At 64.8% G+C, this 26,099-nt stretch carries 26 protein-coding genes; 12 read left to right on the top strand and 14 right to left on the bottom strand.

What is annotated here, in order from left to right; translation table 11 throughout:
• Positions 1–5: 5 nt before the first annotated feature.
• The 5 genes from ACOYW5_RS10140 to ACOYW5_RS10120 all read right to left on the bottom strand — a co-directional run bounded on the left by ACOYW5_RS10140 (position 6) and on the right by ACOYW5_RS10120 (position 4,681).
• Positions 6–923 carry a catechol 1,2-dioxygenase gene (locus ACOYW5_RS10140; RefSeq protein ID WP_423069131.1) on the bottom strand — a complete coding sequence of 306 codons (918 nt, stop codon included), beginning with the start codon at positions 921–923 and terminating at the stop codon, positions 6–8.
• A gap of 296 nt (positions 924–1,219) precedes the next feature.
• Complete coding sequence (locus ACOYW5_RS10135) at positions 1,220–2,104, bottom strand: hypothetical protein (RefSeq protein ID WP_423069130.1); 885 nt, start codon at positions 2,102–2,104, stop codon at positions 1,220–1,222.
• A complete protein-coding gene (locus ACOYW5_RS10130) occupies positions 2,101–2,982 on the bottom strand; it encodes an ABC transporter ATP-binding protein (RefSeq protein ID WP_423069129.1) in 882 nt (293 codons plus the stop codon). Before ACOYW5_RS10130 ends, ACOYW5_RS10135 begins: the two co-directional genes overlap by 4 nt.
• Positions 2,975–3,334, bottom strand: a complete 360-nt coding sequence (locus ACOYW5_RS10125; RefSeq protein WP_423069128.1) for a GntR family transcriptional regulator — start codon at positions 3,332–3,334, stop codon at positions 2,975–2,977. The genes ACOYW5_RS10130 and ACOYW5_RS10125 overlap by 8 nt, the downstream gene beginning before the upstream one ends.
• A 306-nt stretch (positions 3,335–3,640) precedes the next feature.
• A complete protein-coding gene (locus ACOYW5_RS10120; RefSeq protein WP_423069127.1) occupies positions 3,641–4,681 on the bottom strand; it encodes a threonine aldolase family protein in 1,041 nt (346 codons plus the stop codon).
• Positions 4,682–4,820: 139 nt separating this feature from the next.
• Between ACOYW5_RS10120 and ACOYW5_RS10115 the strand changes: the two genes are divergently transcribed.
• Positions 4,821–5,822: a zinc-binding alcohol dehydrogenase family protein gene (locus ACOYW5_RS10115; RefSeq protein WP_423069126.1), complete on the top strand. Its 1,002-nt coding sequence runs from the start codon at positions 4,821–4,823 to the stop codon at positions 5,820–5,822.
• 176 nt (positions 5,823–5,998) lie between these two features.
• On the opposite strand, the gene ACOYW5_RS10110 is transcribed toward ACOYW5_RS10115, so the two are convergent.
• Positions 5,999–6,766 (bottom strand): alpha/beta hydrolase, encoded by a 768-nt coding sequence (locus ACOYW5_RS10110; RefSeq protein ID WP_423069125.1) that lies wholly within the window; start codon positions 6,764–6,766, stop codon positions 5,999–6,001.
• Between the two features lie 112 nt (positions 6,767–6,878).
• Between ACOYW5_RS10110 and ACOYW5_RS10105 the strand changes: the two genes are divergently transcribed.
• A complete protein-coding gene (locus ACOYW5_RS10105) occupies positions 6,879–7,160 on the top strand; it encodes a hypothetical protein (protein WP_423069124.1) in 282 nt (93 codons plus the stop codon).
• Entirely contained in the window at positions 7,157–7,810 is a 654-nt protein-coding gene (locus ACOYW5_RS10100) for a helix-turn-helix domain-containing protein (protein WP_423069123.1), read from the top strand. Before ACOYW5_RS10105 ends, ACOYW5_RS10100 begins: the two co-directional genes overlap by 4 nt.
• Here the strand turns inward: ACOYW5_RS10100 and ACOYW5_RS10095 are convergent.
• Positions 7,797–8,009 (bottom strand): hypothetical protein, encoded by a 213-nt coding sequence (locus ACOYW5_RS10095; protein WP_423069122.1) that lies wholly within the window; start codon positions 8,007–8,009, stop codon positions 7,797–7,799. The genes ACOYW5_RS10100 and ACOYW5_RS10095 overlap by 14 nt on opposite strands.
• 244 nt (positions 8,010–8,253) lie before the next feature.
• On the opposite strand from ACOYW5_RS10095, the gene ACOYW5_RS10090 reads away from it, so the two are divergent.
• The 4 genes from ACOYW5_RS10090 (at position 8,254) to ACOYW5_RS10075 (ending at position 10,513) form a co-directional block, all read left to right on the top strand.
• Positions 8,254–8,796, top strand: coding sequence for a DUF924 family protein (locus tag ACOYW5_RS10090; protein WP_423069121.1), 543 nt, complete (start codon positions 8,254–8,256; stop codon positions 8,794–8,796).
• 145 nt (positions 8,797–8,941) lie between these two features.
• Complete coding sequence (locus ACOYW5_RS10085) at positions 8,942–9,292, top strand: hypothetical protein (protein WP_423069120.1); 351 nt, start codon at positions 8,942–8,944, stop codon at positions 9,290–9,292.
• A gap of 157 nt (positions 9,293–9,449) precedes the next feature.
• Entirely contained in the window at positions 9,450–10,073 is a 624-nt protein-coding gene (locus tag ACOYW5_RS10080) for a LysE family translocator (protein WP_423069119.1), read from the top strand.
• 89 nt (positions 10,074–10,162) lie between these two features.
• On the top strand, positions 10,163–10,513 hold the full coding sequence (locus ACOYW5_RS10075) for a DUF2200 domain-containing protein (RefSeq protein ID WP_423069118.1): 351 nt from the start codon (positions 10,163–10,165) through the stop codon (positions 10,511–10,513).
• Positions 10,514–10,517: 4 nt separating this feature from the next.
• Here ACOYW5_RS10075 and ACOYW5_RS10070 read toward each other — a convergent pair whose 3' ends face one another.
• Positions 10,518–11,435: a sugar kinase gene (locus ACOYW5_RS10070; protein ID WP_423069117.1), complete on the bottom strand. Its 918-nt coding sequence runs from the start codon at positions 11,433–11,435 to the stop codon at positions 10,518–10,520.
• Positions 11,436–11,618: 183 nt separating this feature from the next.
• Here ACOYW5_RS10070 and ACOYW5_RS10065 point away from each other — a divergent pair, with 183 nt between their 5' ends.
• A complete protein-coding gene (locus ACOYW5_RS10065; protein WP_423069116.1) occupies positions 11,619–13,097 on the top strand; it encodes a mannitol dehydrogenase family protein in 1,479 nt (492 codons plus the stop codon).
• A gap of 177 nt (positions 13,098–13,274) precedes the next feature.
• Here the strand turns inward: ACOYW5_RS10065 and ACOYW5_RS10060 are convergent, their stop codons facing one another.
• The 6 genes from ACOYW5_RS10060 to ppk2 all read right to left on the bottom strand — a co-directional run bounded on the left by ACOYW5_RS10060 (position 13,275) and on the right by ppk2 (position 20,620).
• Positions 13,275–14,438, bottom strand: a complete 1,164-nt coding sequence (locus ACOYW5_RS10060; RefSeq protein ID WP_423069115.1) for an iron-containing alcohol dehydrogenase — start codon at positions 14,436–14,438, stop codon at positions 13,275–13,277.
• The gene (locus ACOYW5_RS10055) at positions 14,435–15,817 is read right to left on the bottom strand and encodes an aldehyde dehydrogenase family protein (RefSeq protein WP_423069114.1); all 1,383 of its coding nucleotides are present in this window, start codon (positions 15,815–15,817) and stop codon (positions 14,435–14,437) included. The genes ACOYW5_RS10060 and ACOYW5_RS10055 overlap by 4 nt, the downstream gene beginning before the upstream one ends.
• Positions 15,818–15,846: 29 nt before the next feature.
• The gene (locus ACOYW5_RS10050; protein WP_423069113.1) at positions 15,847–17,208 is read right to left on the bottom strand and encodes a glutamine synthetase family protein; all 1,362 of its coding nucleotides are present in this window, start codon (positions 17,206–17,208) and stop codon (positions 15,847–15,849) included.
• Positions 17,209–17,279: 71 nt separating this feature from the next.
• Entirely contained in the window at positions 17,280–18,803 is a 1,524-nt protein-coding gene (locus tag ACOYW5_RS10045) for an amino acid permease (protein ID WP_423069112.1), read from the bottom strand.
• The gene (locus ACOYW5_RS10040; protein ID WP_423069439.1) at positions 18,803–19,639 is read right to left on the bottom strand and encodes an N-formylglutamate amidohydrolase; all 837 of its coding nucleotides are present in this window, start codon (positions 19,637–19,639) and stop codon (positions 18,803–18,805) included. Before ACOYW5_RS10040 ends, ACOYW5_RS10045 begins: the two co-directional genes overlap by 1 nt.
• Positions 19,640–19,762: 123 nt before the next feature.
• Positions 19,763–20,620 carry a polyphosphate kinase 2 gene (gene ppk2 / locus ACOYW5_RS10035; protein ID WP_423069111.1) on the bottom strand — a complete coding sequence of 286 codons (858 nt, stop codon included), beginning with the start codon at positions 20,618–20,620 and terminating at the stop codon, positions 19,763–19,765.
• Between the two features lie 102 nt (positions 20,621–20,722).
• On the opposite strand from ppk2, the gene ACOYW5_RS10030 reads away from it, so the two are divergent.
• The 4 genes from ACOYW5_RS10030 to pstA all read left to right on the top strand — a co-directional run bounded on the left by ACOYW5_RS10030 (position 20,723) and on the right by pstA (position 26,098).
• A complete protein-coding gene (locus ACOYW5_RS10030; RefSeq protein ID WP_423069110.1) occupies positions 20,723–22,003 on the top strand; it encodes an ATP-binding protein in 1,281 nt (426 codons plus the stop codon).
• Positions 22,004–22,211: 208 nt separating this feature from the next.
• Entirely contained in the window at positions 22,212–23,234 is a 1,023-nt protein-coding gene (locus ACOYW5_RS10025; RefSeq protein WP_423069109.1) for a PstS family phosphate ABC transporter substrate-binding protein, read from the top strand.
• A 78-nt stretch (positions 23,235–23,312) separates the two neighbouring features.
• Positions 23,313–24,782, top strand: a complete 1,470-nt coding sequence (gene pstC, locus ACOYW5_RS10020; RefSeq protein WP_423069108.1) for a phosphate ABC transporter permease subunit PstC — start codon at positions 23,313–23,315, stop codon at positions 24,780–24,782.
• The gene (gene pstA / locus ACOYW5_RS10015; RefSeq protein ID WP_423069107.1) at positions 24,779–26,098 is read left to right on the top strand and encodes a phosphate ABC transporter permease PstA; all 1,320 of its coding nucleotides are present in this window, start codon (positions 24,779–24,781) and stop codon (positions 26,096–26,098) included. Before pstC ends, pstA begins: the two co-directional genes overlap by 4 nt.
• Position 26,099 lies beyond the last annotated feature (1 nt).

Below are 26,099 nucleotides of genomic sequence, written 5' to 3'. Positions count from 1 at the left end.
CGACGTCAGCCGACGACGACCTTAGCCAGGTTGCCGGCGGGATCGCGGGTCTCGATGCCCTCGTTGGTGTCCGCATAGCCGGCGCCGATAGCGGTCAGCCGGTCGCGGACCGCCTGCAGCGCCGCGGCATCCGGCACCACGATGTGGAACCAGCGCAGCCCGGCCGAGCCCTTGAGCGCCTGCGCAGCATTGGGGCCGGACCAGATGTTGAAGGCGATGGTGTGCGGCGGATAGTCGAGCCCCAGATCGCCCATGCCGAAGCGCCGCATGATGAACAGCCCGCCGAAGCCGATGCCGTCGCGATAGAAGCGCATCGCCAGTTCGAGATCGTTCACATGCAGGTGGATGTGCCCGATGCGCGTCCCCTCGGGCATGGCCGGCGGCACGGTCTTGATATCGTCGAGCTCGCCCAGGAGGTCGTCGACATCGATGGCCTCGCGGCCCGAATGCGGCGAGCCATCGACGGTCCTGACATAGAACCCGTCCTCGCCGTCGCCGATGACCCCGCGCCACGGCGTCTCGAAGGTAATCTCGATGCCGTTATTGTCGTAGTCCCATAGGTAGATCGCTTCCGACACCAGATGATCGGTCGGCGAAATGCGGACGCGCCGCATCAGCGCGCGCACCACCATCTCGGCGAGCGCCTTGCGGGTCGGGACGTGGATGGCGACGTGATAAAGTCCGAGCGAGCGCTCTGGGAAGGGCTTGGTCGCGCCGAGTTCCAGCGTGATCAGCTCCTTGCCGCCGGCACCCAGATGCAGCGCCTCGGCATCCTCGGAAATGAGCTCGAGCCCGACGACATCGCGCCACACCGCCAGCGCGCTGGTGCGATCGGTAACGCCGATCCGGACGGCACCGAGCCTGGTCGTGAGCGGAAGGACGGGAGCCGACCTGACGGCGGCCTGGGATTCAACGGTAATCATGATACGCCCCCTGCGGCGGAATTATCTTGCTGGGGACGAATATAGGACGGAGCCGTGCCGGTCACCATCGCCGGGCGTTGTCATGCAGTCGATACTGATGTGCAAGAATGGGGCGGTTCTTGTCGTAGATTGCATACCGAAGCGTATGCTGAGGCAGACGGCCCCCTCCCGGCCTCCCCCCCATAAAGAGGGAGGTGAAGAGTCGGGGCTGTGATCTTCGATTGTGCCACGGACACCGAGAGAGCACCTCCCCCTTTATGGGGGAGGATGGGAGGGGGCCGTCTGTCTCGGCTCCATTACGTCGCCACGTTCCGCCGCCGATACTCGCTCGCGGCATAAACCAGCAGCGCCGCGACGATCAGCCCGCCCCCCAGCTGCGTAAAGTCGACCGTCGCGGCGAAGCGGCTGAGCGTGCCGGCCGCGTCGAACGGCCCGGGCCGGAACAACGCATCGGTCAGCAAGTCCCGGTCGATCGAGAAGTCGGCCCGCCGGCGCAGGTAGCTGAGGAAGTACCCAGCCTCCGGGCCGGTGTCGCGCAACACCAGATTCTCGGCGAGGCCGACGAGTCCCGGGATCAGGAACGCGAGGGGGATCGACCAGCGCCGGAACAGCGTCGAGAGCAGCCCGACCCAGGCGAAGAACGGAGCGTACCAGAGCAGCGCCAGGACGAGGTAGCCGAGGTCGAAGGTCGCGACATTCGCCGCCGTGCCGAGATAGGTCATCGGGCTCGGCAACTCGAAACCGGGCACGGTCAGCACCATGATGAGCGTGCCGATGAACACCACGAGCCCGCTCAGCATGGCCGCGGCAAAGATGAGCGCGGGAAACAGCGTCATCCCCGCGGTCATCTTCGAGGCCAGCATCTTGAAGTCCGATTGCGGCATCGACTTCCAGAACAGCATGGAATTGTTGCGGTTGTCGGCGCTGAAGGCATCGGCGAAGTAGAAGAACAGCGCCACCAGCAGATACAACATCCACAGCCCGCTGAGCGCGAGGAAGCCGAACTCGAAGCCCTTGGCGCCGGTTATTGCGCCGACCTTCTGGATGGCCTCATAGCGGCCGAAGGTGACCCCCGACAGCATGAAGATCGTCATGAGCGCGAGGATAATCCCCGGCGCATAAAAGAACGCGCCGCGGTGCTCGAGGAATTCGCGCCGGACGAGGGCAACCATCGACTTCATTTGGCACCGCGCTGCATGAGGGCGACGAACAGGTCGCTGAGGGTGGGCGTCGAGACCTCGCCGAAAGCGGACAGCGCCTCGCGGTCTACTCCGTCGAACACCATGGCCGTCTGTCCGAACCGGGTCTCCGAATAGATCGGGCCGAGCGCCTCGGCGGCGGCGACCTGGTCTGGTTTCACGAGCACCTGGCTGAACTTGGTCGAGACCGTCTCCATCTGCATGTGGAGGATCAGTTCGCCCTCGCGGATGAACATGATGTCGCTGAGCATGAACTCGATCTCGTCCACCTGGTGGGTGGTGATGAGGAGCGTGCGCTCCTCGGTCATGTAGTCCTCGAGGAGCCGCCGGTAAAAGCGCTTGCGATAGGTGATGTCGAGCCCGAGTGTCGGCTCGTCGAGCACCAGGAGCTTGGCGTTGATCGCCATCACCACGGCGAGGTGAAGCTGCGCGATCATGCCCTTCGAAAGGTTCTTGATCTTGGCTTCCATCTTCACGTCCGTACCTTCGAGGAAGCCGCGGGCTTTGTGCGGATCGAAGCTCGGATGAATGTTGCTGAGGAGCGCGAACAGCTCTCGCACCCTGAGGAAGCGCGGCAGGCTCGCGACGTCCGAGATGAAGGCGACGTTCTCCATCAGCTTGGCGCGCTTCTCAAACGGATCCTCGCCCAGCACCCGCACCGTCCCCTCATACGAGGTGAGGCCGAGCAGCGCATTCAGCGTGGTGGTCTTGCCGGCACCGTTGTGTCCGACGAGGCCGTAGATCCGCCCCGGCGGGATGTCGAAATCGAGCCCGTGGAGGATTTCGGTGCGGCCGAAATGCTTGCGGAGGCCGCGCGCCGAGACGATCGGAGCAGGCGTGGTTTGAGCCAGATCATTCATCTTTACCGCCTTGTTTCAGCAACTGTTCGAGATCGAGTCCGAGGGCGCCGATGCGTGCGACGACGCGTGGCCACTCCTCGCTGAGAAATTTCTGCCGCTCATGAGCAAGCAGCTTTTCGCGCCCGCCATCGGCCACATACATGCCCATGCCCCGGCGCGATTCCACCGCGCCGATATCGACGAGCGACTGGAACGCCCGCGTCACCGTCAGAGGATTCACCGACAATTCGCCCGCGATCTGCCGCACCGATGGCAGCGCCTCGCCTTCCTTGGCCGTCTGGCTGAGGATCATGTCCGCAATCCTTTCGCTGATCTGCACGAAGATCGGCTGGCTGTCGTTGAACTGGTTCATTCGCATGCCTTGGTAGTGTGCTAGTTATGTAGCACACTAAAATCGCAACGCAAGCGAAATCGCCACCGGAGCGTTTCCGGCGTGAGATTGTCGTATTGGAGCATGCAGTTTCGACAGGTACTGGGAGGCACATTGTAGCCACCCCCACCAGCTGTCATCTCAGCGAAAGCTGGGATCCAACTTACCGCCAGCACCAGCTTGGCGTTTCATCACCGTCATCCCTGGGCTTGACCCGGGGACCCAGCCATATCCCATAGGTCCCCGGGTCAAGCCCGCGGATGACGCCTGAGAGACTTAGCCCGTGCTTTACCGCACCAGTTCGAGGAACCGAGCCACTTCCGCCTCACCCGTCGTCCAACTCGTCACCAGCCGCACGACCTCTTCACCCGCACCGAGCGACACCCCCGTGCCCTCCGCCGGCCATTCGTAGAGCGAGCCACCAGCATCGCGTACCCGCGCAATCGCCGCCTTGGGCAGCACAGCGAACACCTCATTTGCCGCGTTCTCCCAGGCCAGCCGCGCCGCCCCGTTCCCGCGCAACCCGGCGCGCAACTGCTCGGCCCGCGCATTCGCAGTACCCGCCCAGCGCAGCCAGTTGCCGTCGCTGAGATAAGCCTCGAACTGTGCCGCGACGAACCGCGCCTTGCTGAACGTATGCCCGGCCCGCTGCCGGCGCTGCTCCATGTCGGCGAACAGCCCCGGCTTGAAGCAGACGATCGCCTCAGCCGCCCAGCAGCCATTCTTGGTGCCGCCGAACGACAGGAAATCCACGCCCGCCTTCCAGGTGATCTCCGCCGGCGTCACGCCCAGGGCCGCGACCGCGTTGCCGAACCGCGCGCCATCCATATGCACGGCGAGCCCTCGGCCCCTGGCCACCCGCGACAGCTCCGTCACCTCAGCGACCGAGTAGACCGTGCCCCATTCCGTCGCGTTGGTGAGGCTCAGCGCCACCGGCACACTCCGCCCGCCATCTGGGTGCCGCGCCAGCGCCGCAGCCAGCGTGCCGGCATCGACCTTGCCCAGCGGGCTTGTCACGTCGATCAGCTTCATCCCGCCCGACTGGAACTCGGTCGCCCCGCTCTCGTCGCTCTGGATATGCGCATCCTTAGCGCAAAACACCACGCCGCCCGGCCGGCTCAAAGCCGCCAGCCCTAGCGAGTTCGACGCCGTACCGGTCGCCGTGAACCAGATCTCGACCGGCGTCTCGAATACCTCGGCGAACAGCCCCGTCACCCGCTTGGTCAGCGCATCACTGCCATAGGCCGGCGCCGCCCCGTCATTGGCCCGCACCAGTGCCGCCATCACCTGCGGCGTCGCCCCGGCCCAGTTATCGCTCGCAAAATTCACGTCAGTATCCCCGTCAAAAAAGCCCGACGCTCCTAGCACGCGGTCGCCAATGAGTCCTCATCGGGAACGCGCCACCATCGACCATTGGCGACTAGCATGTTAGTTCCGCCCCGCTATGATCCGGCCAAAAGGAGACCCCATGCGAGCCATTTCCTGCGTCGCGCCGAACCAGCTGGCGCTGATCGAGATTCCACGTCCGGAGCTGAAGCCGGGTTGGGTCCGCGTTGCCATCAGGCACATCGGCATCTGCGGCACCGACTACCACATCTTCGAGGGCAACTTTCCCTACTTCGAGTACCCGCGCGTCATCGGCCACGAGCTGAGCGGCACCGTCGTCGATCCCAACGGCTCGGCGCTGAAGGCCGGCGAGAACGTCGTCATTAACCCCTATCTCAACTGCGGTGAATGCCCGGCCTGCCTTGAGGGCAAGACCAATTGCTGCGAGACGCTGAAGGTCATCGGCGTCCACGCCCCCGGCGGCATGGCCGAAGAGATCATCATGCCGGCCGGCAACCTCTATCCCGCCGGTGAGATGAGTCTCCGCGATGCGGCCATGGTCGAGTTCCTCGCCATCGGCGCCCACGCCATCCGCCGCACTACCGAGTTGAAGCCCGGCTCACGTGCCCTCGTCGTCGGTTCCGGCCCCATCGGCCTCGGTGTCGCCTATTTCGCGAAGATCGCCGGCGCCGAGGTCACCGTTGTCGATGCCGCGCCCGACAAGATCGAGGCGACGCGCTCGCTCGGCTTCACCACCTTCTCGCCCACCGAACTCGAGGGCGCCGATTTCGCTGCCCGCCGCCGTACCGGCTTCGACGCCGTGTTCGATTCCACCGGCTCGATTAGGGCGATGAACGCCTCGATCTTCCATGCCCGCAACGGCGGCGCCTACACGCTGGTCGGCGTCATCAAGGGCGATCTGGTCTTCCCCGATAGTGAAGTGCACCGGCGCGAACTCACCATCCGCGGCTCGCGCAATGCCACCCGGCAGGATTTCGAGCACGTCATGGCCTCGATGGTATCAGGTCAGATCGCCACCGACCGCCTCGCCACGCACCAAACCTCGCTCGACGATGTCCCCAACACCATGCCCGCCTGGGCCCACGACCGCACCGGGCTGATCAAGGCGATCGTGACGGTTTGAAGTCTGCGCCGGCCTCTCCGTGATCCTCCCCCGCGGGGCGGGGGAGGGGCTTCGAACCCGTCCCGCCGGGCAAATCGCTCCAGTGGAGCGATTTGAGGTGAGAAGGCCTTGAGAGCATGCTTGAAAGGCCCGCGCAGCCGGTAGAGGGGGCGGCCACAATCACCGCCCGCTCGTTGCTACTTCCCGGCCGCCTTCGCCGCCGTCTCGATCAGCTCGGCCGTCTCGGCCGCATGCGCGATGAACGCCAGGTGCCCCCCCTCGACTTCCTGCACGGTCGCCTTGGCGCGGCCCGACATAGCCTTCTGGGCGTCGGGCGGGATGACGAGGTCGCCCTTGGCCAGTTGGTACCAGGCCGGCTTGTCCTTCCATGCCGCCACGGTCAGCGGCGTGCTGCCGCCCTTGAGCGAGATCGGCACCTGCGAATCGCGCATGAACTCGGCATCCGCCGCGGGCAGGGCATCGGCGAAGCCCGGCACATAGGCGCCCTCGTTGAAGAAGGCGAACCCGTCCGCGCCGATATCGAACGGCGGCGGATGCGCCGGATCCTGAGGGATGAGGCCGAACGGCGATTCCCCGACATCCGGCACGAAGGCCTCGACATAGACGAGGCCCACCACCTTCTCGTGGTCGCCGGACTCGGTGATCACCGCGCCGCCATAGGAGTGGCCGACCAGAATTGCCGGCCCGTCCAGCCGGTCGAGCACGCGGTCGGTCGCCGCCACGTCGTCCTCGAGCGAGGTCAGCGGGTTCTGAACGATGCGGACGTTGTAGCCGTCCTTCTTGAGGATCTCGTAGATCGGCCGCCAACCCGAGCCGTCGGCCCAGGCGCCGTGCACGAGCACGATATTCTTGACCCCGATATCCTGGGCGGCCGCCCCGCCGATATCGGCCATCATCGCGGTGGCCGCGACGAGGCCGAGCGCCGTACTGCGTAGAAACGTCATGACTGCACTCCCGTTACGTTGCGGGGGCACACTGCCAAGCAGCGCCTGTGGGGCGCTTGTACAAATCCATCGTTCTTGTACGAAAGTGACTAGTACATTTCCGAGCAATGCTATGAAGAACGAAATCGTGCCTAGTATTGCGGCAGAACGCCCGGTCTTGCCCTACATCAAGATGATCCACGAGGGTCGGGTGCTGGCCGTGCACGCCTCGAGCCCCGCCAGTGGCACCGACCTCACCGTGCCCAGTTTCGGCATCGGCGCCGCGTTCATGGTCGCCGTCCAGCTCGCACCCATGGAGGCCGATATCTGGCGCAACGGCCGCCACCTCGGGCGCCACGCCAGCGATCCGGCGAGCTGCAGTTCTTCGACCTGCGCAACAACTGGCGCGCCGTGATCCATCCGCCCTATGACAGCATGAACCTGCGCGTGTCGCTGGAGCTTCTGGCCGAAGCCGCCAACCTCGATGTCGAGGCGCTGGTGTTCGAGCCCCCGAGCTTCGCCCCAGGCCGCGTCGATCCCACCATGCTGGGCCTCGCCCGCGCCCTGGTGCCCGCCTTCAGCCGTCCGGGCGAGCTCAGCGGGCTGTTCGTCGATCGCGTGCTGCTCGCCATCGCGACGCATCTCGTCCAGGCCTATAGCGGTCCCGATCCGGCCCACACGCTCGCGCGTCCGAAGGCCGGCCTCGCGCCGTGGCAGCAGCGCCGTGTCGCCCACATGCTGCTCGATCAGCTCGATGTCGATGTGTCGCTCGCGCAGCTGGCCGCCGATTGTGGGCTTTCGACCGGCCACTTCGCCCGCGCTTTTCGGGTGTCGTTCGGCCTGCCGCCGCACCGCTGGCTATTGCGCGAGCGGGTGCGCCGTGCCGCCCAGCTGCTGACCACCACTGATCAGCCCGTCGACGAGATTGCCCTTGCCTGCGGCTTCGTCGACCAGAGCCACTTGAGCCGCGTTTTCCGCAAGATGATGGACATGCCGCCGGCATCGTGGCGCCGGTCGAGGCGCACCGACGGTGGCTCGGTTCTCGGTGCGCTCAGCCCCGGCTGATCAGCCTGTTGGGCGTCACGTCGAGCTCGATCTCTTCCATGCCGAGTAGCCGCGCCACCACTTCGGGCGACTCCTTCACCACGTGGACACCCGACACCGTATCGATCTTGGTATCGCGCAGGCCCTTCACCACGGCCACCACGTGCTCGGGGTTGATGTAGATGCTGCCTTCCGGCGTATCGAGCTTCACCAGCCGCATTCGTCTCTCCTGTCAGGGGCATATCCGAACGCACGCCGCCGGATGACATTTTGCCCTCGCCATGGGAAAGGAAGGGTGAAGGTCTCTTCTTCATCCTCCCCGTTTATGGGGGACTTCGAGCCGTCCCGTAGGGCAAATCGCTCCGGTGGAGCGATTTGAGGGGAGAAGGCCATGAGAGCTACGCTCGAATGGCTGGGGAGGGGGGCCGTCTCTCTCGGTTGATCTCTCAACAAGCGAGCCCGCAATGCAAACCGCCGATGACGTCCTCACCTTCTGGTTCATCGATCACGACCGCAGCCACTGGTTCGGCGGCGGCCCCGCTTTCGATGCCGAACTCACCGAGAAGTTCGCCGATACCCACGCCGCCGTCGCCCGCGGCGAAGCCTGGCGCTGGCGGTCAACACCGGATGGACGCCTCGCCGAGATCATCGTCCTCGATCAGTTCTCCCGCCAGATTCATCGCGGCGACGGCAAGGCGTTCGCCTTCGATCCGATGGCCCTGGTGCTGGCGCAGGAAGCGGTGGCGGGCGGCCACGATCTTGCCGTCGAGCACGGTCGCCGCATGTTCTTCTACCTGCCCTACATGCACTCGGAATCGCTCGTCATTCACGAGGAGTGCCTTCGCCTGCATCAGGCGCTCGGCATCGAGGAGGGCATCCAGTACGAGCTGGCTCACCAGGAGGTCCTGCGTCGCTTCGGCCGCTACCCCCGCCGCAACGAACCGCTCGGCCGCATTTCGACACCTGAGGAAGTGGCGTACTGCGCCTCCGAGGAGGGCAGGTGGTGATGGAATACCTCGCTCGCTGACCCTGAAAGTCATATGACGACTTATGAATATTCGGTGAACTCGGCGGTCCGAACCGGTTCAGTCAGCTCGCACTAATGCTCCCACACCAGCAGGCAACAGGTGCCTGCCACATGGAGTGTGGATTATGTTTGAACGTCTCAACCGCCTTGCCCGCCCGGCCTTCGCCGCTGTCGCTCTCTCCCTGGTTGCCGTTTCGGCGCCGGCCATCGCCGAGCAGAAGCACGACAAGCTCATTTTCGAGGATCACGACTACGACGACTACGACTGCCAGAGCGTCAAGCAGGCGATCCGCTTCCTCAAGAAGCGCAACTACAAGATGATCGAAAAGCTCGAGAAGGAGGCCGAGGAGGGCATCTACCTGTTCTCCGCCAAGAAGAAGAACCAGGAGCACGTCTTCATCCCCTACTACATCACCTACGACGCCTGCGATCGCGAGATCGTCAGCCGCACGCCGATCAAGGAAGAGAAGATGTAAGGGCCGCTGCCCATCGAGCACTGCTCCCCGCCCGACCGCGCCAAGCGGGGGCGAGGGGCAGGCACAATCAACCGACGCCCACCGGCACGGCCGGCCCGGCTTGACCCGGCCGGCAACTCCCGTTCAACTCGCGCCAGTTCACTCGCGCGAGCCCACAATGGATCACTTCCTCCCGCTCTTCGCCATTCTCGGCGCCCTGCTGCTTGGCGCTATCAGCCCCGGCCCGAGCTTCGTCTTCGTCGTCCGCACAGCCGTCGCCCAGTCGCGCACCGAGGGCCTCGCGGCCGCGCTCGGCATGGGCGTCGGCGCCATGATCTACGGCGCTCTCGCTGTGCTCGGCCTGCGCACCCTTATGCAGGATGGCGGCTTGCTGTTCACCGGCCTCAAGGTCGCCGGCGGCCTCTACCTGCTCTATCTCGCCTGGAAGATCTGGAGCCACGCCGCCGATCCCATCACCGTCGAGACCTCCGGTAGCGCTGCCGCCAATCCCGGCCGCGCCTTCGCCCTCGGCCTCCTCACCCAGCTCTCCAATCCCAAGATCGTCGCAGTCTTCGGCGCTGTCTTTGCCGCCCTGCTGCCGGCCAACCCGGAGCCTTGGCTCTACTGGGCCCTGCCGCCGCTAATCTTTCTGCAGGAAACCCTCTGGTACGCCATCGTTGCCCTCGCCTTCTCGTCCTCGAAGCCCCGCGCCCTCTATCTCGGCGCCAAACTCTGGGTCGACCGCGCCGCCGCCGCCTTCATCGGCGTGCTGGGGGTAAGACTGATCATCGAGGCGCCGTAGTGCCCCTCAGTCGTCATCCGCGGGCTTGACCCGCGGACCCATGCGATGCTGCTGTTTCCACCGCACCTGTGCCGGCCGGAGGAGCATGCATGGACAATCACCGCGTCTACGCAATCAGCGTCGCCAGCGTCTATCCGCTCTACATCGCCAAGGCGGAGAAGAAGGGGCGCACCAAGGCCGAGGTCGACCAAATCCTCTGCTGGCTCACCGGCCACAGCCCAAAGTCGCTCGACGATGTCCTGGCGAACAAGACCAACCTCGAGGACTTCTTCGCCCGGGCGCCCAAGCTCAATCCGGCACGCTTGCTGATCACCGGCGTCGTCTGCGGCGTCCGCGTCGAAAACATCGAAGAACCGACGATGCGCGAGATCCGCTACATGGACAAACTCATCGATGAGCTCGCCAGGGGCAAGGCAATGGAGAAAATCCTGCGCGGCTAGGGGGCTAGATCCCCCGCACCAGCGCGGGATCGACCAGCGCGCCCTTGTGGCCGATCACCACGCCCGCGACGCGGTGCGCCCGCTCGGCCGCTTCCACCGGCGACAGCCCCCGCGCCCGCCCGCTCAGGTAGCCGCCGTTGAAGGAGTCGCCGGCACCGGTGGCATCCACCACCTTTTCCGCCCTCGGCGCCGGCACATATTGGCGTACGCCGTCGGCCGTGGCGACGAAGGCCGGCTTGCCGCCATCCTTAGCCACCACTTCCTGCGCCCCGAGCTTCAGGTAGCGCTCCGCCGTCGCCTCGGGCGAGGCGTCGCCGAACAGCGGTGCTTCGTCGGTATGCGTGGGCAAGACGATATCGGCGATCGAGGCAGCCGCGGTCAGCGTCGAGGCCATGATGCGTGGGCTTGTCCACAGCGCCGGCCTCAAGTTGGTGTCGAACACTACCGTCGCGCCGGCATCGCGCGCCTTGACGATCGTGCGCATCAGCTTGCCGCGCGCCCGGGGCGCGAGGATCGCCATGGTGATGCCGGAGAAATAGACCGTATCGGCGCCCACCACCGCCGCTTCCAGCGCCTCGACATCGTCAGCCAGCTGCTTTGCCGCCGATTGGCCGCGCCAGTAGGTGAAGTGCCGGTCGCCCTCGTGCTGGTGGATCAGGTAGAGCCCGGGCCGCCGGTTGGGGATCGTCTGGATCCGGTCGGTGCCGATCCCCGCCTTGGCGATGAAGGCACGCATCTCGCCCGAATACATGTCGTCGCCGAGTGCGGTGACATAGTCGACCTGCCACTCATCCGGCAGCAGTGCCTTGGCGTACCAGGCGGTGTTCAGCGTGTCGCCGGCATAGCCCAGGCGATATGTGCCGCCCTCGCCGCCAGACATTTCGATCATGGCTTCGCCGATACTCACGAACCGCTTGGTCACGCCGGACTTTCCCCTCAACACTCCCACGCTTATGCCGGGGATATCGGCCCTGTGCAACCGGGTGGTATGGCAGTTCACGGGCGCCTTCGGTATTGAGGGTGGACACTCTCTTATCCTCCCCCGCGGGGCGGGGGAGGTGCTGGCAAAGCCGGCGGAGGGGGGTGCGTTGTCTCGAGGGAACTCATGCCACGTCTTTCAGCCTCCGAAATCCGTTCAAAGTCCATTAATGAGCGTTCAGTTTTGCTCCCCAACTACGACAGGTCTTCTGTCACACCCGGCATCGTCCACCTCGGCATTGGCGCCTTCCATCGCGCCCACATGGCCGCTTATGTCGATAGCCTGCTCAAGGACAACCCGAGCTGGGGCATCATCGGCGCTTCGCTCCGCCGACCCGATACGCGCGATGCCCTGGCGCCGCAGGATTTCCTCTACACCCTCGCCATCCGCGATGCTTCGGGCACCAAATGCCGCCTCATCGGCTCCATCCTCGATGTGCTCGACGCCAGTACGCAACGCGCCCAACTCATTGAAACCATGGCGAATCCGGCGATCCGCATCGTCTCGCTGACGGTCACCGAAAAGGGCTATTGCCACGATCCCTCGACCGGCGAGCTCGACGAAAACCACCCCGACATCGTCCATGATCTCGCCCATCCGGACGAGCCCATCAGCGCCGCCGGCATCATCGTCGCCGCGCTGGCGCTCCGTCAGCAGCGCGGACTTATCCCCTTCACCGTCATGAGCTGCGATAATCTCCCCTCGAACGGCAAGACTGCCCGCCGCATTGTCCGCCGCTTCGCTCAATTGCGGGCAGGGAGTACGGAACTGACGAACTACGTTCAGTCCGTCAGTTTCCCCTCGACGATGATCGACCGGATCGTCCCCGCAACGACCGATGCAGACCGTGAAATCGTCAATGAAATCATCGGCCTGGAAGATGCCTGGCCGATCATGACCGAGCCCTTCACCCAGTGGGTGATCGAGGACGATTTCCCCGCCGGCCGCCCACCCTTCGAGACCGTCGGCGCCCAGCTGGTGGAGGATGTCGAGCCCTTCGAGCTGATGAAGCTCAGGATGCTCAACGGCTCCCACTCCACCATGGCCTATCTCGGCTACCTCTCGGGCTATCAATACGTCAACGAAGCCATCGCTGACCCCGGAATTCTGAAGCTCATTCATGGGCTTATGACCGACGAGGTAATGGCGACGCTCCCCATGCCACGCGCCACCCTCGAAGCCTATCGCGACCAGCTGCTCGCCCGTTTTGCCAACCCGGCCCTCAAGCACCGCACCTGGCAGATCGCCATGGACGGCACCCAGAAACTTCCCCAGCGCCTCCTCGGCACCATCCGCGATCGCCTCGAAAAGGGCCTGCCAGTCCAACGCCTTACCCTCGGCGTCGCCGCCTGGATGCGCTACGTCACCGGCATCGACGAGGAGGGCAACCCCATCGATGTGAAGGACCCCCACGCCTCACGGCTCCGCGCCATCGCCGATGGGGCAGGGCGTGACGCGGAGAAGCTGGCGAGCGGGCTGCTGGCCGTTCAGGAAGTGTTCGGCACCGATTTGCCTGGGAATACCGCGTTCACAGATCCGGTGACCAAGCACGTGAAATCGCTGCTGGAGTCAGGAGCAAAGGCAACGGTGTCCGCACTGTCGTAGCCCCACCCACCAGTCCTCATCCCGGCGAAAGCCGGGACCCATCGCTCGGACGGTTGGGGTTAGGCATGACAGCGCCGATCCATTACCGAAGGGTCGGCACCGGCATCGCGCGCCGAAGCACCGAGCACTGGGTCCCGGCTTTCGCCGGGATGACGGTAGGTGTCGGAGGCAGCAACCCTAAAGCCGCCCGTCCATCGCCCGGTCGAAGATCTCCAGCGCCAGCGCCTTGGTCAGCTCCACCGGATTGCCGCCCGCTGTCGGGTCGACGATGGCCATATCGCCGATCAGCTCGCGCCTCTCGCTGCCCACCCTGAAGTCGGCCAGCGTATTGGGAACATTGAGCTTTGCACGCAATGCGTTGATCGCCCTGAGGAACGCATCGAAGCTCGGCGCCAGCCCGCAATAGGCCGCGAGCCGCGCGATCTTGGCCTCGATCGCATCGCGGTTGGCCACCAGCACATAGGGCATGAACACGGCATTGGTCATGCCGTGGTGCGTATCGTAGAGCGCCCCGACCGGGTGGCTCAACGAGTGGATGGCGCCCAGCCCCTTTTGGAACGCCGTCGCGCCCATGGCCGCCGCGCTCATCAAATGCCCACGTGCTTCGATATCGTTGGGGTTGGCAACAACCTTGGGCAGGTTCTCGAGCGCCAGCCGCACCCCTTCCACCGCAATGCCATCGGCCAGCGGGTGATACCCCTTGGCGCAATAGGCCTCGAGGCAATGCGCCAGCGCATCGAACCCGGTGCCTACGGTGATGAAGGTCGGCATGCCCACGGTCAGCTCGGGGTCAGCGATTACCACCTTGGGCATCATCAGCGGGTGGAAGATCACCTTCTTGGTGTGCGTTGTCTCATCGGTGATGACGCCGGCCCGGCCCACTTCCGAGCCCGTACCGGCCGTCGTCGGCACCGCAACGATCGGGAAAATCCCCTTGGGGTCGGCCCGCGTCCACCAGTCGCCAATATCCTCGAAATCCCACATCGGTCGGGTCTGGCCGGCCATGAAGGCGATGACCTTGCCGGTATCGAGCCCAGAGCCGCCGCCGAAGGCGATCACGCCATCATGCCCGCCCGCGCGCAGCACCTCGATGCCGGCCGCGACATTGGCCGAAATCGGGTTCGGCTTCACATCGGCGAACACGCCGACCTCATAGCCCGCGTTGCGCAGCAGCTTCAGCGTATTCTGCGTCACCGGCAGGTTCACCAGCCCCGCATCGGTCACCAGCAGCGGCTTGGTAATGCCCGCCGTCTTCAGCGCCTCGGGCAGCTCCGCAATCCGCCCTGCGCCGAACTTCACCGCGGTCGGATAATTCCAGTTGGCCTTGGTCATGACGCTCAAACTTTCCTTAGGTGATAGCTCTTGGGCTGCGTCAGGTTGGCGTAGCCGATTTCGCTCAGCGCGCCGCCCTTGCCGGTCTCCTTTACCCCGGTCCAGACCAGTGCCGGATCGAGATAGTCGCAGCGGTTGGCGAATACGGTGCCGGTCTCGACCTTCGAACCGATCTTCGCCGCCGCTTCGAGATCCTCGGTCCAGATCGAAGCCGTCAGCCCGTACGGGCTGTCGTTCATCAGTTCGATCGCCTCGGCGTCGTCGCGCACCTTCATGAGGCCGACCACCGGGCCGAAGCTCTCCTCGCGCATGACAGCCATCTGGTGGTTCACGTCGGTCAGCACCTCCGGTGCGAGATAGGGCGAGCCATCGACATCGCGGCTGTCCTTCCAGTTGAGATGCGACTTGGCGCCCTTGCGCAGCGCTTCGAGCGTCTGCCCGCGGACGAGGTCGGCGAACCGGCCAGTCGCCATCGGTCCGACCACGGTGTCGGCCTCGAGCGGGTGGCCGAGCGTCCAGCCCCGTGCTGCCTCGACGAAATCCTTGACGAACCGGTCATAGATCGACGCGTGCACATAGATGCGCTCGACGCCACAGCAGCTCTGCCCGGAGTTGAAGAACGACCCGTCGACCAGGTTCTCGGCAGCGTACGAGATATTGGCATCCGCCCGGACGTAGGCCGGATCCTTGCCACCGAGCTCCAGTCCCAGCGTTGCAAACGTGCCGGCGGCCGCGCGCTCGATCCGACGTCCACCTTCCACCGAGCCGGTGAAATTGACGTGGTCGATCGACCCCGAGCCGATCAGTTTTTCCGTATCGGCATGGTTGAGTACGAGGTTCTGGAACAGCCCGTCCGGCAGCCCGGCCGCCTTAAAGGCCTCGGCGAAGCGCTCGCCCACCAGCAGCGTCTGCGACGCGTGCTTGAGGATCACCGCGTTGCCTGCCATCAGTGCCGGCACGATCGAGTTGACCGCCGTGAGATAGGGATAGTTCCACGGCGCGATCACCATCACCGTGCCCAGCGGCTCGCGCGCGATCCAGCGCTCGAAACCCGCCTTCTCCGGTCGCACCGATGGCTTGAGGCTCTCCTCGGCGATGCCGATCATGTGCCGCGAGCGCTCTTCGACGCCGCGCTTCTCGCCGCCATAGCGCACCGGCCGGCCCATCTGCCAGGCGAGTTCCGGCACGATCTCGTCGTTCTTTCCGATAAGCGCATCGAGGAAGTGCTCGAGGAACTTCACCCGCTCCTTAACGGTGATCTCACCCCAAACCTCGCGCGCCCGGCGCGTCTTCGACACCGCCGCAGCAATCTGCGCATCCGTCGCCACCGGTCGCTCGGCATAAACCCGCCCGTCGATCGGCGAGACGATCTGGACCTTGTCGGTCATTGGTCACCCATTGTGTTGCTGGCGGAGTTCTAGCTGCGCTCGAAGCCGCGCTTCAACTCCCAATCGGTGACGCGGCGATCGTATTCGAACTGTTCCCAGTTGCCGGTATGGACATAGTGCCCGATCACCGGCTCACCGAACGCCTCCTCGAGCATCTTGGACCCCTGCATCGCGGCGATGGCGTCGCGCAGGGTCTTGTGCACTTCGCGGAGCTTTCCGGTGACATAGGCGTCACCGCTGAAGGCCGGCTCCAGCGTCAGCTTGTCCTCGACCCCCTTCAGCCCCGCCGCGATCAGGGCCGCATAGGCGAGATAGGGGTTGAGGTCGGCGCCACCGATCCGGCACTCGACGCGCACGCCCTTGGTGTTCTCGCCGCAGAGCCGGAACCCGGCCGTGCGGTTGTCCGACGACCAGATCGCCTTGGTCGGCGCGAACGTGCCGGCCTGGAAGCGCTTGTAGGAGTTGATGTAGGGCGCAAGGAAATAGGTGATGTCGCCGGCATAGGTCAGCAGCCCCTGCATGAACTGCTTCATCAGTTCCGACATGCCGAGCTTGTCCTTGGCATCGATGAAGGCGTTCTTGCCGGCTTTGGCGAGGCTCATGTGGATGTGGCTCGACGAGCCTGCGAGCCCAAAGTCCCACTTCGCCATGAAGGTCACCGCCTTTCCCTGCGCGAAGGCGATCTCCTTGATGGCGTTCTTCATCACCACATGCCGGTCCGCCATGGTAAGCGCATCGGCATACTTGACGTTGATCTCTTCCTGTCCCGGGCCCCACTCGCCCTTCGAGTTCTCGACCGGAATACCCGAAGCCTGCAGCTGCTTCCGAACCGCGCGCATCACCCCTTCTTCCTTGGTGGTCTGGAAGATGTGGTAGTCCTCGATGTAGTAGCCGGCGGTCGTGAGGTTCTTGTAGCCCTTGTCCCACGCCGAGCGGAAACCCTCGTCGAACAGGTAGAACTCAAGTTCGGAGGCGAAATTCGCCGTCAGTCCGAGCTTCTCCAGCCGCTTGAGCTGTGCCTTGAGGATGGCGCGCGGCGAATGCGGGATCGGTTCGTGATGATGGTGATCGACGAGGTCGGCGAGGATGACCGCCGTGCCTTCGAGCCAGGCGGCCTTCATCAGCGTGCCGATATCAGGCTTCATGACGAAATCGCCGTAGCCCTTGGCCCAGTTGGCCGCCTCGTAGCCGGGCACCGGCTCCATGTCGATGTCGTTGGCGAGGAGATAGTCGCAGCCATGCGTCTCGTCGATCGCGCCATCGAGAAAGAATTCGGCCTGGAAGCGCTTGCCGATCAGCCGCCCCTGCATGTCCGGAAAGGCGACCAGCACCGTATCGATGGTCCCGGCCTTCACGTCGGCTTTGAGCTGGTCAAGCGAATACGCGGCCATGGCTTACTCCCTGTAGTTTTTTTGGCGTGTTGGTTGGGGAGCCGCACGCTGGGGCGCGGCTCCCGTGCTCGCTACTGCTTGGCGTGTTCCAGCGCGAACTCTTCCTCCGGCGAGAGAATGAGCTTGTGCCGGCCGACGAGGGCGAAATAGACGATGCCCACCGCACACCAGACGATCACCCAGATGACGCCGCGGAAGAAGTTCGGGTCCTGCACCTGGTAGCCGAGCGTCACCGCCGCGATGATGACGGTCAGCACCGCGCCGGGAATGCCGACCGGGCTGCGGAACGGCCGCTCGATATTGGGCAGCTTGCGCCGCAGGATGACGAAGCTGATCGCCTGCGCGATGTAGCTCAGCATCGCGCCGAACACCGCCATGTTGAGCAGCACCGAGCCGATGATGTCGTCACCCAGCTGAGTCTCCCCGGCACCACCGCCGCCGTTGACGAACCAGATCACCAGCATGACGCCGAGGCCGAGCAGCGAGCCCGCGATCATCGCCACATGCGGCGTCTTATACTTCGGGTGCGTCACCGAGAGCGCCGACGGGAAGTAACCCGCGCGGCTCAGCGAATAGACCTGGCGGCCCTGCGCATAGAGGATGGTGTGGAACGACGCCACGAGGCCGATCAGGGCCACGATGCCGAAGGCCGAGGCGGCCCAGCCCACATCCGGGAACATGGCGCGGATACCGTCGAGCGCCGGCTCGAGCGACGAACCGAGAGCAAACGAGCCAACCCCGGCGATCGAGGGATTGAGCAGCACGACGAGGAACGCCGAGAGCGCCAGCGTCGCAAAGCCAAGCATGATGCCGCGCGGCATGTCGCGCTTCGGATCGACCGATTCTTCCGCTGCCAGCGGCACCTGCTCGATGGCGAGGAATAGCCACACCGCGAAGGGCAGGGTGGCGAGCACGCCGCCAAAGCCCTTGGGGAACCACTCGCCGCCGCCTTCCGGCAGCTCCGAGCCATCCGGTGCGATGTTCAGCGCCCAGCGCGAGAAGTCGATGTGCCCAAAAGCGCTGATGTAGAAGAAGGCGAGACCGGCCAGCGAAATCAGCGTGACGGCGAGGGTCACCTTGTAGCTCAGCGCCACGCCGTAAATGTTGAGCGCCAGGAAGATCGCGTAGAACACGATCCATAAGATTGGATAAAGCGCCGTATCGAGCCCGGTGATCGAGCCGAAATAGGCCGAAATGAACGTACAGATCACCGCCGGGGTGAGCACGTATTCGACGTTCTCGAACAGGCCCGTGACGAACCCGCCCCAGGGTCCCATCGAGGTGCGGGCGAACGAGTAGGCGGCACCGGTGTGCGGTAGCGCCGGGCTCATCTCGGCGATCGAGAAGGTGAGGCCCAGATACATGATGGCGATGATGATGCCGGCGACCAGCATGCCGCCCCAGCCGCCGGTGGCGAAGCCGAAGTTCCAGCCCGAGAAGTGGCCCGAGATCACCGCGCCGACGCCCAGCGCCCAGAGCGACCAGATGCCCGCATATCGTTCCAAGCCGCGCTTGGCGAAATAGTCTTTGTCGCGGGTGGCGTATTTCACGCCCCCCGCCTGCGTGCCCGTGGCACTAGACGGTATGTCAGCCATCAAACCCTCCTGTGAACTGACGTGTCCTGGTCGGTCGGCGATGTAGCCGTTGCACCGCCGCGCGCCCCAAGTGCGGCTTCGAGGCAACGGGCCAGCCGGGCAGCCCAGCGGGCCACCCCTTCTGGTTCGAGAATTTCGTCGTGGCGGATTTCGATCATCGTCGCTTCGAGCCCGCGATCCTCGCCATGGTGCTCGAGCGTGTAGGTGACCCCGTTCAGCGCCGAATAGGGCTGGTTCCAGCCCACGTTGAGCTCGGCGTCCTCCGCCACCAGCGCGTCCCGTAGCGCTGCGGTGAAGCGGTCGTCATGCGCATGGATGAGCCCGATCGGCCAAGGCCGCGGCACGTCCTTGTAGACCGGGGTGAACGAGTGGACGGTGACCAGCACCGTTTCGATTCCAGCCGCTTTACGCCCGTCCAGCACCCCTTCGAGCGCCAGATGGAACGGCTCGTGAAAAGCACCGATCCGCCTCGCGCGCTCGTTGTCCCCAATGCCCTTGTTGCCCGGGATTTCGGTGCGCTCGGAGGTGATCGGGATCAGGTCCGGCGCGTCGTGTCGCCGGTTGCAGTCGATGACCAGCCGGCTCACCGTCGAGGCGACCAGCGGCGCGTCGAGCAGATCGCTCAGCTGCAGCGCCACCGCCATCGCGCCCGGATCCCAGGCGACATGCATGAGCCGCTGGTGCGGCGTCAGCCCCAGGTCGCCATAAGGCTCGGGGAAGCGGTTCGAGGCGTGGTCACAGGCCAGCACGAAGGGCGAGTGCCCCTCGGCGTTGAATACCAGCACTGGCGGCACGACGCTCACCTCTCGGCTCGCGTCGAACTGGTGCCCCACCATACTGACCCCTACGGGGCGTTCCGGCCCCCAGGCCTCGCCCCTGTTGTTCACGTTTCGCCGGCCTCCGGCACAAAACGTTAACAGTCAGTTGACGGGGTTTTGACCGATTGGTCAATCCATCCGCTACATCTCGCTGTGGGTGTTCATGAAGGCCTTGGGCGTCAGCAGGATATTCTCGTCCACGGTGCCGATCAGCTTGTTGTCCTTGCCCTCGAAATCGAGTGCGTGCAGCACCGAGCGCATCAGCGCCAGCCGGCCGCGCTGCTTGTCGTTGTTGAACACGATCCGCCACGGCGCATGCTCGGAATGGGTGGCTTCCAGCATGTGGTTGCGCGCTTTCGAATAGTCATCGAAGCGCCGCAGCGCCTCGAGGTCGATCGGGGAGAGTTTCCAGATTTTCAGCGGATCATGGCGGCGGTCGTGGAAGCGCTTGAGCTGCATCTCGCGCCCGATTGTCAGCCAGAACTTGAACAGGTGGATGCCGTCGCGCACCAGCATCTTCTCGAAATCGGGGACTTCCCCGAGGAACTGCGCCGTCTGCTCCGGCGTGCAGAACCCCATCACCGGCTCAACCCCGGCCCGGTTGTACCAGGAGCGGTCGAACAGCACCTGCTCGCCCGCGGCCGGCATCCAGTCGACATAGCGCTGGAAGTACCACTGCGTCCTCTCCCGGTCCGACGGCTTGGGCAGGGCGACCGCCATATTGAAGCGCGGGTTGAGGTTCTCAAGATAGGTCGCGATCGCGCCACCCTTGCCGGCGGCATCGCGCCCCTCGAAGACGATCACGATGCGCTTGCCGCTCTTGGCCTGATCCTGCTGCAGCAGCGCCAGCTGCCGCTGCACCTGCAGCATTTCGGCCTCGTACGTGTCGTCGTCGAGCTTCTCGTCATAGGGGAAGCCGCCCGACGTCAGCGCCTTCTTCTTGATCGCGCGGGGCAGGACGGGATCGTCGAGATCGAAGTTCTCGAGCGTGTCGGGCATTTTATGCAACTCTCCGTCCTGTCATGACCGTGTCACAACCGTGCTATGAACACCCCCATCTGGCAAGGCGGCCGAATCGTTCCGGCGCCGAAGGAATGGCAGATGGTTGACGAAGCCCAGCGCGGAGTGGCCGGATTGAACTGGCTCGACACATTGCGATCGCGCCTCTACGGCCGACTGCTGCTCCTCCTTGCCGTCGCCCTGGTGTTCATGACCATGGCCGGGCTCGACGCCATCCCGGTCTGGATCGGGGCGCTTGCCTACGCCGCGATCGTCGCCCTTGCCGCGCTCGTTCCCGAAACGACCGACTCCGATACCGGCGTCGTCTCCGCCACCGCGCAGGGGCAGCTTGCCTTCGCCGATGCGCTGCGCCATTTCGCCGATGCGCTGCCCGATCCGGCCATCGTGCTCGATGCCCGCAGCGTCATCTTCCACGTCAACCAGCAGGCCATCCGGCACTTCCCCGGCGTGGTCGCAGGCAGTCCGATCGCCTTCACTCTGCGCTTTCCGCAGCTGCTCGCCGCAATCGAGGCGGCCCGGCTCGGCGCCGCGCAGACCATCGAGCTGCACCATACCGTGCCCAACGAGACCTGGTATCGCGCCACCATCTCACCCCTGGTGCCTGAAGGCGGCGACCATCACGGCATCCTCGTCATCACGCTGCAGAGCCTCACTGAGTCCAAGCGCCTCGAGTCGTTGCGCACCGATTTCATCGCAAATGCCAGCCACGAGCTGCGCACCCCGCTGACCTCGCTGGTCGGCTTCATCGATACGCTGCTCGGACCGGCCGCCAACGACAAGGCGGCGCGCGAGCGCTTCCTCGGTCTCATGCGTGGCCAGGCCTCGCGGATGTCGAAGCTGATCGAGGACCTGCTGTCGCTGAGCCGCATAGAGATGCGCCAGCACGTTCGCCCAACCGCCCCCGTCGACCTTGGCCCCCTGCTGCGCGAAGTGGCCGAGGGCCTTCAGACCCAGGCCGCCGAGACCAAGTCGCGGCTCGAGGTCACCGTGCCGGAGTCACCGGTCATCGTCAGCGGCGATCGCGATGAGCTTTACGAGGTGTTCGAGAACCTGCTCGAGAACGCCATCAAATACGGTGCCGACGGGGACACCATCGAAATCACGCTGACCCCCGAAACCCGGCGCTCGGGCTTTGATGCGCTGGTCTCGGTCGTCGATCACGGTGCCGGCGTTGCCGAAGAGCATGTGCCGCGCCTGACCGAGCGGTTCTATCGCGTCGATGCGGATACGAGCCGCAAGAAAAAGGGCACCGGCCTGGGCCTCGCCATCGTCAAGCACATCGTCACCCGCCACCACGGCCTGCTCAGCATCAAGAGCCAGCCGGGGCAGGGGACTCGCGTGGACGTGCTTCTCCGAAAATGACGGACGGTGACCTTTCCACAGGCCGGCCATCGAGTTCTGAGAAATAGACCATACGGTTCAATGGTCTAGCATGTCACAAAAGTGCAATCCCGCTGTCATAAAACCTTGTGACAACGCCCATAGGTTCCGCCTTGCAGACAGGGCGGCCGGAGGTTCCGGGGCCCGCCAGAAGGGCCTCAAGGCCATCCTTCCGAAAGGGAAAGACATCATGAAGATTGCAGTTTTCGCGAGCGCTGCGGTAATCGCGCTTGCCGCTGGCCTTGGTGCCGCAGCGGCGCGCGACCAAGTTCAGGTCGCCGGTTCGTCCACCGTTCTCCCGTACGCCAAGATCGTCGCCGAGTCGTTCGGCGAAGCCTTCCCGGACTTCAAGACCCCGGTCGTCGAGTCCGGTGGTTCGGGCGCTGGCATCAAGCAGTTCTGTGAAGGCGTCGGCGAGGACAAGATCGACATCGCCAACTCCTCGCGCGCCATGAAGGCCGATGAGCTCGAGAGCTGCAAGACTAATGGCGTCGCCGAGGTCGAGGAAGTCAAGATCGGCTACGACGGCATCGTCTTCGCCTCCGACATCGCCGGCCCGGATTTCGCTTTCGCCCCGGCCGACATCTACAAGGCTCTCGCGGCCCAAGTGCTGGTTGACGGCAAGCTCGTCGCCAACCCCTACACCAAGTGGTCCGAAGTGAACGCGGCCTTCCCCGAGTGGGATATCGCCGCCTACATCCCGGGAGAAAAGCACGGCACTCGTGAAGTCTTCGAGACCAAGGTTCTCGAGGCTGGTTGCGACAAGGAGGCCCTGACGGCCGCCGGCGTCGCTGAAGACGCCCTGTTCGATACCTGCGTTGCGGTCCGGAAGGATGGCAAGGCCGTGGACATCGACGGCGATTACACCGAGACCCTCGCTCGCATCGACAGCAACAAGACCGGTATCGGCGTGTTCGGCCTCTCGTTCTACGAGAACAATGCCGACAAGCTGAAGGTCGCGACCGTCGGTGGCGTCGTCCCCTCGACCGAGTCGATCTCCTCGGGTGAGTACCCCGTCTCGCGTCCGCTCTACTTTTACGTCAAGAAGGCCCATATCGGCGTCATCCCGGGCCTCAAGGAATACGTGGACTTCTTCATCTCCGACGACATGATCGGCCCGGACTCGCCGCTGGCCGAGTATGGTCTGGTCGCTGCTCCCGATGCCGAGCGTGAAGAGATCCGCGCCAAGTTCGAAGCTGGCACTGCCCTCTAAGTCTACCAAAGGCGCGGGCTACGGCCCGCGCCACTTCCGCCTCCGGGCGGTTCTAGTAAGTGTTCAAACGAGGCACCGATGTCCGCAGGTTGGCTGGTCGCAATAATTCTTGGAATTGGCGCCCTCGCATATTTCTTCTCCGCCCAGCGTGCGCGCCTCCAGCGCGACCAGGTGGATCGCGCCAAGGAAGTGCCGCACTCCCTGCCGCTCTATCACGGCTGGTTTGCATTCCTCATCTCGACGCTCCCCGCCCTGATTGTCTTCCTGATCCTCAGCGCCGTGTCCAACGGTCTGATCGAGAACCGGGTCAGCGCCGAAGTCGGCACCCACGTGCCCGACACCGCCGCCGCCAGCCTTCAGATCGGCATCGTCCACAATGCCGCCGGCGCGCTCTCGCGCCTTGGCCTCACCGGCGGAGATGTTCCCGCGACCTATGCCACGCTGCGCGACCAGGCCTCGTCCGCCGGCATCACCATGCCCGATAGCGGCGAGGACTACATGGTCCCGCTCGCCGCCGGCGTGAACGAAGATGCCAATGCCCACCGCCTGCTGATCCAGGGCCTCACCCTGCTGCTGTCGATCGCTGGCGCCGTCTTCGCCTACTCTCGCATCAGGATCCGCCTGCGGGCCCGTAACGAGGTCGAGCGCATCGTCCTCTGGGCCCTGCTCGGCGCCTCGAGCGTCGCGGTTCTCACCACCGTGGGCATCGTGCTCTCGATGCTGGGCGAGACGATCCACTTCTTCTCCGATATCAACCCGCTGAACTTCTTCTTCGGCACCGTCTGGGACCCGCGCTTCGCCGCGGCCGGCTCCGGCGGCTCGGAAGGCCAGTTCGGCCTCATCCCGCTGCTCGCCGGCACGCTCTACATCGCCCTGGTCTCGATGCTGTTTGCCGTGCCGGTCGGCCTCATGGCTGCGGTCTACATGGGCGAATATGCGAGCCCCCGGGTCCGCTCGACGGTCAAGCCGCTGCTCGAACTGCTCGCCGGTATCCCCACCATCGTCTACGGCATCTTCGCCGTGGTGACGCTCGGGCCCTTCTTCCGCGATCTCTCGGCGGCACTCGCCGGCGGCTTTGCATTCATCCAGGCCCAGTCGGTGTTCACCGCCGGCATCGTGATGGGCGTGATGCTGATCCCGGTGGTCTCCTCGCTCTCCGATGACGTGATTACCGCCGTGCCCCGCGCCATGCGCGACGGCTCGCTGGCGCTCGGCGCCACCCGGTCGGAAACCATCCGCAAGGTGATCCTTCCCGCCGCGCTCCCCGGCATTGTCGGCGCACTGCTGCTCACCGCCTCGCGCGCCATCGGCGAAACCATGATCGTGGTGCTCGCCGCCGGTGTCGCCGCCCGCCTCAGCGCCAACCCCTTCGAGGCGATGACCACCATCACGGTGAAGATCGTCAACCAGCTGACCGGCGACCTCGAGTTCAACTCGCCGCAGACCCTCGTCGCCTTCGCTCTGGGCCTGACCCTCTTCGTCATCACCCTCGGCATGAACGTCTACGCGCTCTACATCGTGCGCAAGTATCGGGAGCAGTACGAATGACCGACGCCGCCCTGCCTCACAGCGCCGTCGCCACCGGCACCGCTTCGCGCCGCGACTTCGGCCTGAAGCGCCGGCACGCCGCCGAAGCCCGCTTCCGCTTCTACGGCATCGCCGCCATCGTCATCGGCCTCGGCTTCCTCGCCATCCTGCTCTTTTCGATCATCTCGAAGGGCTACACGTCCTTCGTCCAGACCTCGATCACCGTGCCGGTCGAGTTCAGTGCCGAGATCATCGACAAGGACAACGAGCGCGCCACCAACCCGCGCGTCCTCATCTCGGCCAACTACCCCGTTGTTGCCCGCAATGCCCTGGCCAAGGCGCTTGGTATCTCACCCGACGACAAGGCGGCAATGAAGGAAGTCTCGAAGTTCATCTCCGACGGTAGCCGCGCCGTCCTGCGCCAGATCGTGGTCAGCGATCCCTCCGTGATCGGCACTACGCGCCCGGTCACGCTGCTTGCCACGGCCGATATCGATAGCGCCAACAAGGGCCAGATCGACCTCAACGTCGCCGAGGTCAATCGCAAGGTCTCCGACCAGCAACTCGCCTGGCTCGACCAGCTCAGGGCCGAGGGCGCCATCTCGACGCCGTTCAACTGGGGCCTGCTCACCTTCGGCGCCTCCTCGCGGCCGGAGACCTCCGGCCTCGGCGTCGCGCTCATCGGCTCGTTCTACATGATGGGCATCGTGCTGCTCTGCGCGCTCCCCATCGGCGTCGCCGCCTCGATCTATCTCGAGGAATTCGCCAAGAAGAACCGCTTCACCGACTTCATCGAGGTGAACATCAACAACCTCGCGGCCGTGCCCTCGATCGTCTTCGGTCTCCTCGGCCTTGCGGTGTTCATCAACTTCTTCGGCATGCCGCGTTCGGCGCCGATCGTCGGTGGCCTGGTCCTCACCCTGATGACCCTGCCCACCATCATCATCGCCACCCGCGCCGCGCTGCGCTCGGTGCCCCCCTCGATCCGCTCTGCCGCCCTCGGCATCGGTGCGTCGAAGATGCAGATGGTGTTCGACCACGTCCTGCCGCTGGCGACGCCCGGCATCCTCACCGGCACCATCATCGGCCTCGCCCGTGCGCTCGGTGAGACCGCGCCGCTCCTCCTCATCGGCATGGTGGCCTTCGTCGCCGACGCCCCGACGACGCCCTTCGATCCGGCGACCGCGCTGCCCGTCCAGATCTACATGTGGTCGAACGAGGCCGAACGTGCTTTCGTCGAACGCACTTCGGGCGCCATCATCGTGCTGCTCGCCTTCCTCGCCCTCATGAACATCATCGCCATTCTGCTGCGCCGCCGCTTCGAGCGTCGCTGGTAAG

Origin of the sequence: Devosia sp. CN2-171, from assembly GCF_049354815.1 — a bacterium.
Lineage (GTDB): Bacteria > Pseudomonadota > Alphaproteobacteria > Rhizobiales > Devosiaceae > Devosia_A.
The sequence above is the reverse complement of the archived record's forward strand: the minus strand, read 5'-3'. Positions and strand labels throughout refer to the sequence as shown.